Source organism: Methanocella sp., from assembly GCF_035506375.1.
Lineage (GTDB): Archaea > Halobacteriota > Methanocellia > Methanocellales > Methanocellaceae > Methanocella.
Window position 1 is genome coordinate 1 of sequence record NZ_DATJPM010000087.1, and the last position, 9,554, is coordinate 9,554.

The following is a 9,554-nucleotide window of genomic DNA, read 5'->3' on the forward strand; positions in this document are numbered from 1 at the left end:
TGTGTCCTTTGTCTCTTAATTATAAAAAAGTCTTTGTGGGCCTCCGTGCTCTTCGTGCCTTTGTGGTGAAAAATAGTGCCTCTGTACACTCTGAGACTTAAAAGGGCATATTCAACAAAGCAAAAAAAATTGAAAAAGATAATCGGAAACTATCGATAAATTTGGCTATTACGCAAATGATAAAAATAAGACTACTTGCTAAACAATGACCTATCAATATTCAACGCAGCAAAAATATTTAATAATGCCTTCGTGCAGCTTCAGGCCAGCTTCGTGTAGCTTCGTGGCTGAACGCGTCTTAGAGCATTCTTATAAAGCTTAGAGTGGCTTGGCTATCCTGAAATAACAAATATAAAAAAAGGTTGATACTATTCGGATTCGATCCGCGGCGCCAGCAGGTAGGTAACGGTACCGTTGCCTCCGGCGATGTTGAACGTGAACTTGACCGGGTAGTCGGTGCCAAGGTCGATATTGACCTTCTCGGCCTTACCCAGGGACTTTGCAAGATCGTTCAAATAGTCCAGCGAGAACAGCGAACGCACGTTGCCGCTCGACTGGATCGAGATGAGGCTCGACTCCGGAATGTCCAGGCGCACCTTATCGAGGTCGCCCTCGGCCTCGACGTAGAACGTCTTGTCCACGACGCCCAGCGCCATGTGGTCGGATACCTTCTCGGCGGCCTTCACTGCACGCTTGAGCTCGGCGCCGTTCAGGACGACTTTCGCGGGCAGCCCTATGTTCGGTACCTTGGGCTCCTTGCGAATAGAGGTGGGGTCCAGTAACGACAGTGTATATGCCAGGCCGCCTGTGCGGATCTCCAGCTTACGGGTCTCCTCGTTCAGATTCAGCTCGATCTTGTCGTCCTTCGAGGTCATGCCCAGGATGTCGTTCAGCCTGGTCAGGTCTACGCCGATCTCGCCGTCCGTAGCATTGAAGGACTCGAATGCGCCCGCCTTCAGGTCGAATGAGACCATGGCGACGTTCGCCGGGTCCACGGCCCGGGCCGTGATGCCGTCCGCGGTGATGTGGAACTTGGCCTCGTCGACGATGGTGGATACGGCCTCGATGGCGTCCTTGAAGACCTCTGCATTGATAACCGCCTTGAACATATACCGTCTCCTCAATTATTCTTCTAGTTTTTACTTTTACAAGCTATATAATAGATGCGCTTGCACCTTAATTATATTCTCTCCAGGTCTTGCCGCACAGGGTGCAGCGGAAGAAGCGTACTTCGCTCTCATCGGCGCTCCGGAGCTGCCGCATCCACCAGTACGCCTTCTGGTTGCCACAGTCGGGGCACTTGACATCCTCCGTGGTCGGCAGGCCGGCCGCTTCCTTATCCTCGAGGATGGTCATCTCGCGCTGGGGCTTTTCCGGCTCCCCCACGATGACCGCCTCCTTCGAGGCCTTCTTCTCGAAGCCGCACTTGCGGCATTTTAATACACCTGAATTGGGAATCATGATGCTTTTACATTTAGGACAAAATTCCATTTTGATCACTTTTCCATAACGGGTCTAAGCCGGCATTGGAAATGCTATGACTAAAATATGACCGCGGGAATTTAAGTATGTGCTCCTTGACTTAATATTTTCGGCCTTCGGGCTCATGAATAAAGATCGGGAATGAATAGCCCCTCGTTCTTGAAGATGTGGCGGGCCGTGTTATTTGCCCATGCCACAGAACCGACGTCCGCAGCTTTATGGGCGTCGCTGCCGATGGTATATTTAACGCCTTTTTCCTTGCATTTCTGAAGGAAATCCCACGACGGCAGGGCATGCTTCGAGTTGATCTCGATGGCCACCTCATGTGTCGCCATCAGCTCCACGAGCTCACCCTCATATTTTGCGATAGGTGCAAAGCGGCCTGCTATCCATGCGTGGTGGGCGAGCACGTCCACCTTCGGGTCGGTCACGGCCCTCAGGACGGCGCGGTAGTAGACTTCCTCGGAAGGGGCGCCGTGGAACGAGGCCAGGACAATGTCCAGGCCTTCATGGCTTTCCAGGAGCACTTCGCCCGTCGGTAAAATCTCGGCCTCGATTCCGGCCAGTATCTTTACGCGATAGTTCGGCTGAAGCCTTTCCGCCTCCTTTTTCGTTTCCAGCGCCTGCTTCTCGGTGATGCCGCTCCCGTGGCCCGGGCCATGGTCGGTGACGGCGATCAGGTCGAGGCCCTTCGCCTCGGCGGCCTCCACCATGTTGTGCAGGCTGTCGCGGCCGTCCGACTTAGAAGTGTGGAGATGCATGTCGACTTTCATAGCCTATCGCGCTGTCTCATATGCGTGTACAAGTAGATGATTCTCTGGAGTGCCGAAAAATTGGTCATGACGGCGACGATGACGATGGCCCAGTAGAGCTGGTTAAACAGAGAGAGCACGATAAGGGTGATGGCGGTCTCGGGCCGCCCGAAGATGCCCACGCCCTCGAGGGGGTCCTTGATCTTGCCGTCTTCCTTCTTATCATAGCCTATTTCGGCGTATGTTACCGGCTTGATGAACGTGTTGATCATCGATCCGAACACGGCGATGGCGACGATCCTCATGTCAGCCAGTCCCCCGAGCCCGATACCCAAAAGGACCAAACAATCGACGTACTTATCGATGATCCAGTCGATTGCCGCGCCGAATGACGACGCTTTATTATTTATGCGTGCCACGCCGCCGTCGATGAAGTCGAACAGGCCCGACAGGAGGAGCATGCCCGCGGCCAGATACACGTGCTGGAAGCCGTAGAGCATCGCCGATGCGATGCCGAACAGTAGCGAGATGAGCGTGAGCTGATTCGGGGTGAGCCCCAGCCGGGCAAATATCCGGGCGACGGGGTCGATGTAATGTATGAGCTGGTCCCGGTACTTCGTTATGTTCACCATGGCACTCTTTTAACAGATAGCGCTCCCCCCATATATTTTTGTCTTGAGGAATAGCGTGCAGGCAGCGATAGAATAGCAGGTAACAAATGCATGAAGCGTTTATTTCTGAAGGACAAACCCTACGATCGAAGCATGTTTTAAATACTTAAGGCCCATAAATCCGCGAGATATGGACACGAAAAAGCGGGGCTTCTACATCGGCCGCTTCCAGCCGTTCCACCTGGGCCACCGGACCGTGATAGAGGAGATCGCGAAGCACGTGGACGAGCTGGTCATCGGCATTGGCAGCGCCCAGCAGAGCCATACGCCGGAGAATCCGTTCACGGCCGGCGAGCGCATCATGATGATATCGAGAAGCCTCGAGGACCTGGATCTTTACTATTACGTCATTCCCATCAGCGACATTTACCGTAACGCCCTCTGGGTGGCCCACGTCCGCTCCATGACCCCGCCGTTCACCGACGTATACTCTAACAATCCGCTCGTCTCAAGGCTGTTCCACGAGGCGGGCTACGATGTCCAGTATTCGCCCATGTACAACCGGCACGAGTATTCCGGCACGGAGATCCGGCGGCGAATGCTGGCCGGCGAAGACTGGGAGAGCCTCGTCCCGGTGGAGGTCGTGGGCGTCATCCAGGAAATAAAAGGCGTAGAGCGGCTCAAGGCCGTCGCGACGAATGGCGATATCGAGGACGTCATCGACGACAGGCTATAATGCTTTTTCACGCTTTTAGTGCGCTCTCATAAATGCCAAGATATTGCTGTATGGCCTCGCCCCAATCCTGCTTTTCAGCGTCCGCCGAAAGATGTATCACCGTGCTGCTCATGCCAAAGTCCATCTCTATCCAGTCTTTAATCGTGTCCGTGACGGCAATGACGGCGGACGCGCCCGCCAGAGCTTTTCGGCACATCTCCCGATACAGGCGATTTTGCCCTCCGGGCGGCGGCATTCTATGAATAGTTAATATGTACGGCGTACCGTCGTATTTTTTTAATAGCGAGGCGGCGTAGCCGCTCCCGAAGTGGTGGGCATGCACCAGGTCCGGGCGCTGCCGGTGCATCGCCAGCGTGTCCGAGTTCATATTCGTGATGCGGGAGCGGAACGTGTAGCCCGGGCAGGCCGATGCGTGCCTGATCCGTACGCCCCCCAGCGTCAGGTCCCGGCCCTGGCCGCCCGCTAGCATGGTAACGCTCTGTCCCGCTCCCGCCAGCACCCGGCACAGCTCATAGACGAAACGCTCGATGCCGGGATCGGGCAGGAAGTGTTCAGTGGCCTGTAATATCTTCAAGAAGGATCAACCATTAAATCTAAAATATATTATTCTCTAATTATAAATGTTTTTAGCCGTTTAATAAAGAAAATACGGTCCTGCCGGATTAAACGCTGATGGGGAAAGGCGTAAAGCACAATATAGCGAGCAAGAAGCCGACGGCCCCGAGGACTATCCTCGGCAGGCCGATATTCTGCGTGTCCTCCAGGGGCTTCGGGTGCTCGCTGCCGCCGATCAGCCCGGTCAGCAGACCCCAGAAGATCCACATCTGGCCCTGCTGATTCATTACGAACGTGGAATAGACACCGAACAATAGAATGACCATCGGAAGCATTCTGGAAAGCTGATCGGCCCACCGGCCAAGCATGGCCCGTGCAACGTGGCCGCCATCGAGCTGCCCGATTGGCATCATGTTGAGCATGGTCACCAGCATGCCGACCCACCCTGCGAAGGCGATGGGGTTGATGCTATTCAGCGTTACGCCGGGATGGACCAGCCAGGCCAGCAGGTTGAACAGGAGCGGTGTCTGGAGCTGGAAATACGTGGCGTCGCCCGGCTGAGCCGTGATCTCCGGGGCGGGCAGCATCAGGCCGATGACGGTGATGACGACGGCGACTGCCAGCCCCACCAGTGGCCCGGATATGCCCACGTCGAACAGCGCCTTACGGTCCGGCACCGGCCCTTTTTGCCGGATGATGGCGCCCATCGTGCCTATCGGCGGTATTGGGAATGGAATAAAATATGGCAGCGTGGCGTCGATGCCGTTCTTCATCGAGACGATGTAGTGGCCCAGCTCGTGGGAGCCCAGGACTGTCATGATGGCCAGCGCGAAGGGCAGGCCCTTATACATCGACAGCGGGTCGGTAAAGACGTCCACGCCGTACAGGATCGCCCCGGCGAACATCGTCGTCGCCACGGTCGCCAGGGCGAGGGCGACGTTGATCCAGACGTTATCGTCCTTCGTCGCCCGGATGGCCAGGACCGTTTCGCCAGGCCGATGCTCCAGGACGGCCTCTTTTTTCCGCTTCGAGAAATACTGGTATAAGCTGCCGTAGAGGGTGTTAGGGTCGGTGAGCGGCTCGCCATATAAAATATCGGCACCGTTTTCCTCCCTGACTTCATAGTAGAGGAATACCTTCGATATCGCTTCCAGGTCTGCCGGCTCCAGCATTTATATCTCGACCGTCCCTGCTGTGCCGTCCACCATGACAGTCATTCCATCCCTTATCACTTCGACCGGGTCCTTATCCAGCGCATCGACCATAGGTATATCGGAAATGATCGCTCCGACGGCTACGATGGGCTCCGAGCGTATGTTTATGATGGCTGCCGGGGCAACGCCGTTCTTCTTAAGCTGATAGATGACATACGAGCCGACGGTCGATCCCCTGCCGCCCGGGAAAACGAGCACCCTGCCCTTAACGTTCTTACCGTAGAGCGCGTGGCCCTTTTCGATTACGTTGCCTGTCTTCGGGTCGACGCCGCCTAAAAAGGAGATGGCTTCTTTCGATACGAGCGCCGGGCCGGACGCCTTTCCCCGGCTTACCGTGCGCCCTTTGAGGATCACCGGCAGGCCTCCTCGATGCATTCCTCTGTGCTCGCGATGATCGTGTCCACGCCGCACATGGACGGCGTATACTTCAGCGCCTTGCCGGAGTTGACCATCATCTTTTTAAAATGGTTGGCGGCAGGCGAAACGACCATGCACGTGTCGTACAGGACCCGGATGCCGTGGCTCCGCAGCTCGTCGATGAGCGCCTGGTTTTTCTCGCCCAGCGAGCGCCCGGTACAGACCCATACTTCTTTTTTAACGTGGCGGCCCTTCAGCGTCCTGAGTATCTCCTCAAGCTCTTCCTTCGAGGCGTGAGGGCATCCGAGCGCTATTATGTCGGGCTCCTCGTGCTTCCTCATCAGCTCCTTAACGGCGCTGACGTCCACGTCTATCCTGTTTTGAGGCAGGAAATACCGCGTCGGGGTCTGCCAGCCCTCGTCGAGCTCCCGGCTGTCGACATCAATGCGGTCATGCGGTAAAATATATTGTTCCGGCGTCACGTCCAGCACGTGGAACAGCGCCACCGCCCCGGACGACGCCAGCGCGGCTCCCAGGTGCTTGAGCTCATCCTCCGATGGAGTGCTCTTTAGCGTAAAGATCGGTATGCCGTCGCCCACCTGAGGGCCTACTAAGTAGCCCAGGGCGCCGTACTCGGCACCGTGGACGGGCTCTTTTACTTTTATGGTGACCGTAGGATAGCGGTTCTCCCGGATATGCAGGCCGTAATTCGCCGTCTTGCCGATGAGCGCAGCGGCCAGCGCCGAAGGCCCGCCCTCCCGGTTAGTCCGGGCGCCGAGGACGGAGTTGGCAAAGCATACGGCCGACGATTCCGACCACGCAAGATGATCGCCGAACTTCGGGCGCTCTAAATAATATGGAGTGCAGGTGCACTCGGCCTTTATGCCGAGCCTCTCATAGGCTTTAATGATATGCTCCTGCTTCTCGGCGAAATGCCGGTCGATGCCCATGCCCTGCCAGGCGTCCCGGTCCATGCCCATGGGATTCAAGGCTGCTGGCACTACGGCGTTTCCCTTCAGGTCGCTGATCCATTCCAGGCCGGCATCGCCGATGGTCTTATAGGAGACGCCCGCGATCTGGGCGCTCTTCACCGGTATGAGACTGTCGGCGCCGTAGATATCGCCGAGCGCTACCAGTATCTCCATCATCTTTTGCAGGGTCGGCCCCCGCTCGCCGTTAAAGATGGCCTCTTCCTCTTTCGTCAGGTGCATAGCGATCCGACATGCCTCGTGTTTATTCCTAAAAGTAGGGTTGATTATATATCTTTTGTTCTATCGTCAGCCCACATATGTGATTTGCCGCATACCGAATATACGAAAAGCTTTATATTGAACCACAAACACATAAAGTCTGAATTTCACTTTTACAGGAGGATCAAAAATGGCACAAGAAGCTGCACAAGGACCTATTTATATAATGAAAGAGGGCAGCCAGTCAACCACCGGCCGCGATGCGCAATACAACAACATCATGGCAGCAATGGCGGTGGCCGGCTCAGTCGTCTCGACTCTCGGCCCGAAGGGCATGGACAAGATGCTCGTCGACTCGACGGGCGATATCGTTGTTACCAATGACGGCGTGACCATTTTAAGAAAAATGGATATCGAGCACCCGGCGGCGAAGATGATCGTCGAGGTCGCAAAGACCCAGGACGCCCAGGTCGGCGATGGCACGACGACCGCCGTCGTCCTTGCCGGCGAGCTGCTTAAGCAGGCCGGCATTCTGCTGGAAAGGAACGTGCACCCCGCCGCCATCATTAAAGGCTACGGCATGGCCGCGAAAAAGGCGCTGGAGCTGATCGATGACATGGCGATCAAAGTGTCGGAAAAGGATGTGGAGATGCTCAGGAAGATCGCAGGGACATCCTTCACGGGCAAGGACAGCGAGAACGCCCGTGAATTCTTATCCGACATGGTCGTAAAAGCGGTCGCGCGCATGATGGAGAAGGACTCGAAAGGTAATTACGAGGTCGATACGAAGAACTTCGTGCTGGTAAAGAAGGCCGGCGGCGAGGTGGCCGACTCGAAGATCGTCGAGGGCGTCGTCATCGATAAGGGCATCGTGAGCTTCCAGATGCCCCGGAAGCTAAAGAACGCGAAAGTGCTGGCCATGGAATATGGCTTCGACGCCCGGGACACGAAGTTGGACGCCGAATATAAGGTCAAGTCGAACGTGGGCTTCCAGGCCTTTCGCGACGAGGAGGACCGCCAGGTCCGCGAGCAGGTGGAGAGAGTAGCGAAGCTCGGTGTCACGGCCGTCTTCACGACCCAGGCCATCAACGACCTCGCCCAGAACTACATGGCGAAATACGGCATCATCGGCCTCCGCCGGCTCAAGAGGTCGGATGTCGACCGGGTCGCCAAGGCGTCCGGCGGCCAGGTCATCACGAATCTCGATGACATATCCCAGATTGATATAGGCACCGTGGGCCAGATCGAGGAGATTGACGTCGGCGACGACAAGATGACCGTGCTTACAGGGTGCAAGGACAATAATGTCATTTCATTTATCCTGAGGGCTCCGACCACCCACATCGTGGACGAGTATGAGCGGGGCATCGACGACGCGCTCCACGCCGTCGAGACCTCCATAAAGGACGGCAAAATCGTCCCCGGAGGCGCGGCCGTCGAGACCGAGCTGAGCCTGCGGCTCAGGCAGTACGCGGCCACGGTGCAGGGTAAGGAGCAGCTATCCATCCAGGCGTTCGCCGACGCGCTGGAGATCATACCGAAGGCGCTCGCCATGAACGCCGGCCTGAACGCCATCGACTCCATGATCGAGCTCAAGACGAAGCACGGCGGCAAGGGCGGTAGGAACTTCGGGCTGAACGTCTATACCGGCAAGTCCGTGGACATGGTCAAGGCGGGCGTCGTCGAGCCTCTCCGCATCAAGACCCAGGCCGTCGAGAGCGCCGTGGAAGCCGTCCAGATGATACTGCGGATCGACGACGTGCTCGCCGCCACGCAGGTCAAGCCCCCGGCCGGCCCCCAGGGTGGCCCCGGCGGCTACGGGATGTAAATTTGTACCGGGGCCTCAGCCCCTTTCTTATTTTTATACGGACTTCAACGGGCGTTAACATTTATTTGGCCTATTATTCAAGCATTTGCAAATATACAAAAACCTATATTAACCATAAGGAAACATTATAAGAGGTCTTATAAGGAGCTTTCAAATGGTAAATAAGCTGAAGGTCATCTTTCCTCTCATCGCTATCATTCTGGTCATCGCTTTTAGCGGGTGTACGACCCAGAAGCCCGTGAAGGAGCTCACGCCAGAGGAAGTCGTGACCCAGTACTGGACGGATATCGGCCAGGGTAATTATGGCAACGCCTACGACCTCTCTTATCATGCCAGCCAGAACACGTCGAAGAACATCTGGATAGACGAGCGCATGGCCAAGTGGGGCGAGAACGGCTCCTATATCAAAATCTACTCGTTCAACGTGGTCGGCAGCGAGCCCGTCGATAGCAGCCAGTTCGAGGGTAACTTCACCGAGGCCCGCATCGTGAACACGAACGCTACCATCGCCTACCTTGGCAGGAACACTACCGGCCAGCTGCGCATGGTTGTCGTGAACACAACCGATGGGTGGAAGGTCTTCGGCAACTACTGAAGCCTGGTCCTACATTCTCATTTTACCACGGTGACACGGAGGTATCACGGAGGTCACGGTTAATTTTCACCACGGCGACACGGCGAACACGGCGCTTTTTTTATTTTCCTGAAGGGGGCTGACGCCGCGCGGAGCGCTCTTGCTTACCCCTCGGAGACCCACTGCTTAATAATATTATCATGAAACCGTGTCGCCGTGCATCCGCCGTGCCGATCATAAAAAAGCGCCGTGTTC

11 protein-coding genes are annotated in these 9,554 nt (G+C 56.2%); 3 read left to right on the plus strand and 8 right to left on the minus strand.

The genetic code is table 11. The features are described 5' to 3' along the window. Positions 1-368: 368 nt before the first annotated feature. From VMC84_RS11990 to VMC84_RS12005, 4 genes are all read right to left on the minus strand, one after another. Positions 369-1,109: a DNA polymerase sliding clamp gene (locus VMC84_RS11990; RefSeq protein ID WP_325380959.1), complete on the minus strand. Its 741-nt coding sequence runs from the start codon at positions 1,107-1,109 to the stop codon at positions 369-371. Positions 1,110-1,176: 67 nt separating this feature from the next. Beyond that, positions 1,177-1,461 (minus strand): transcription factor S, encoded by a 285-nt coding sequence (locus tag VMC84_RS11995; RefSeq protein WP_414676443.1) that lies wholly within the window; start codon positions 1,459-1,461, stop codon positions 1,177-1,179. 143 nt (positions 1,462-1,604) lie between these two features. After that, complete coding sequence (locus tag VMC84_RS12000; protein WP_325380961.1) at positions 1,605-2,255, minus strand: PHP domain-containing protein; 651 nt, start codon at positions 2,253-2,255, stop codon at positions 1,605-1,607. Then, positions 2,252-2,866 carry a CDP-alcohol phosphatidyltransferase family protein gene (locus VMC84_RS12005; protein WP_325380962.1) on the minus strand — a complete coding sequence of 205 codons (615 nt, stop codon included), beginning with the start codon at positions 2,864-2,866 and terminating at the stop codon, positions 2,252-2,254. Before VMC84_RS12005 ends, VMC84_RS12000 begins: the two co-directional genes overlap by 4 nt. 169 nt (positions 2,867-3,035) lie before the next feature. Here VMC84_RS12005 and VMC84_RS12010 point away from each other — a divergent pair, with 169 nt between their 5' ends. Next, positions 3,036-3,581, plus strand: a complete 546-nt coding sequence (locus VMC84_RS12010; protein WP_325380963.1) for a nicotinamide-nucleotide adenylyltransferase — start codon at positions 3,036-3,038, stop codon at positions 3,579-3,581. A 7-nt stretch (positions 3,582-3,588) separates the two neighbouring features. Here the strand turns inward: VMC84_RS12010 and VMC84_RS12015 are convergent, their stop codons facing one another. From VMC84_RS12015 to VMC84_RS12030, 4 genes are all read right to left on the minus strand, one after another. Continuing rightward, positions 3,589-4,155 carry a glycosyltransferase family 4 protein gene (locus VMC84_RS12015; RefSeq protein WP_325380964.1) on the minus strand — a complete coding sequence of 189 codons (567 nt, stop codon included), beginning with the start codon at positions 4,153-4,155 and terminating at the stop codon, positions 3,589-3,591. Between the two features lie 88 nt (positions 4,156-4,243). Then, a complete protein-coding gene (locus tag VMC84_RS12020) occupies positions 4,244-5,308 on the minus strand; it encodes a site-2 protease family protein (RefSeq protein WP_325380966.1) in 1,065 nt (354 codons plus the stop codon). Continuing rightward, a complete protein-coding gene (locus VMC84_RS12025; RefSeq protein WP_349256778.1) occupies positions 5,309-5,725 on the minus strand; it encodes a DUF126 domain-containing protein in 417 nt (138 codons plus the stop codon). Further along, a complete protein-coding gene (locus VMC84_RS12030) occupies positions 5,701-6,918 on the minus strand; it encodes an aconitase X catalytic domain-containing protein (RefSeq protein WP_325380969.1) in 1,218 nt (405 codons plus the stop codon). The genes VMC84_RS12025 and VMC84_RS12030 overlap by 25 nt, the downstream gene beginning before the upstream one ends. Before the next feature lie 169 nt (positions 6,919-7,087). On the opposite strand from VMC84_RS12030, the gene thsA reads away from it, so the two are divergent. Then, a complete protein-coding gene (gene thsA / locus VMC84_RS12035; protein ID WP_414676444.1) occupies positions 7,088-8,725 on the plus strand; it encodes a thermosome subunit alpha in 1,638 nt (545 codons plus the stop codon). A gap of 154 nt (positions 8,726-8,879) precedes the next feature. After that, positions 8,880-9,320: a hypothetical protein gene (locus VMC84_RS12040; RefSeq protein ID WP_325380973.1), complete on the plus strand. Its 441-nt coding sequence runs from the start codon at positions 8,880-8,882 to the stop codon at positions 9,318-9,320. Positions 9,321-9,554: the final 234 nt, after the last annotated feature.

Coding starts and splice junctions, on each gene's coding strand:
- VMC84_RS12030 (WP_325380969.1), bottom strand. CDS start 6,918: ATGCACCTGACGAAAGAGGAAGAGGCCATCTTTAACGGCGAGCGGGGG.
- VMC84_RS11990 (WP_325380959.1), bottom strand. CDS start 1,109: ATGTTCAAGGCGGTTATCAATGCAGAGGTCTTCAAGGACGCCATCGAG.
- VMC84_RS12040 (WP_325380973.1), top strand. CDS start 8,880: ATGGTAAATAAGCTGAAGGTCATCTTTCCTCTCATCGCTATCATTCTG.
- thsA (WP_414676444.1), top strand. CDS start 7,088: ATGGCACAAGAAGCTGCACAAGGACCTATTTATATAATGAAAGAGGGC.
- VMC84_RS12020 (WP_325380966.1), bottom strand. CDS start 5,308: ATGCTGGAGCCGGCAGACCTGGAAGCGATATCGAAGGTATTCCTCTAC.
- VMC84_RS11995 (WP_414676443.1), bottom strand. CDS start 1,461: ATGATTCCCAATTCAGGTGTATTAAAATGCCGCAAGTGCGGCTTCGAG.
- VMC84_RS12000 (WP_325380961.1), bottom strand. CDS start 2,255: ATGAAAGTCGACATGCATCTCCACACTTCTAAGTCGGACGGCCGCGAC.
- VMC84_RS12010 (WP_325380963.1), top strand. CDS start 3,036: ATGGACACGAAAAAGCGGGGCTTCTACATCGGCCGCTTCCAGCCGTTC.
- VMC84_RS12025 (WP_349256778.1), bottom strand. CDS start 5,725: ATGCATCGAGGAGGCCTGCCGGTGATCCTCAAAGGGCGCACGGTAAGC.
- VMC84_RS12005 (WP_325380962.1), bottom strand. CDS start 2,866: ATGGTGAACATAACGAAGTACCGGGACCAGCTCATACATTACATCGAC.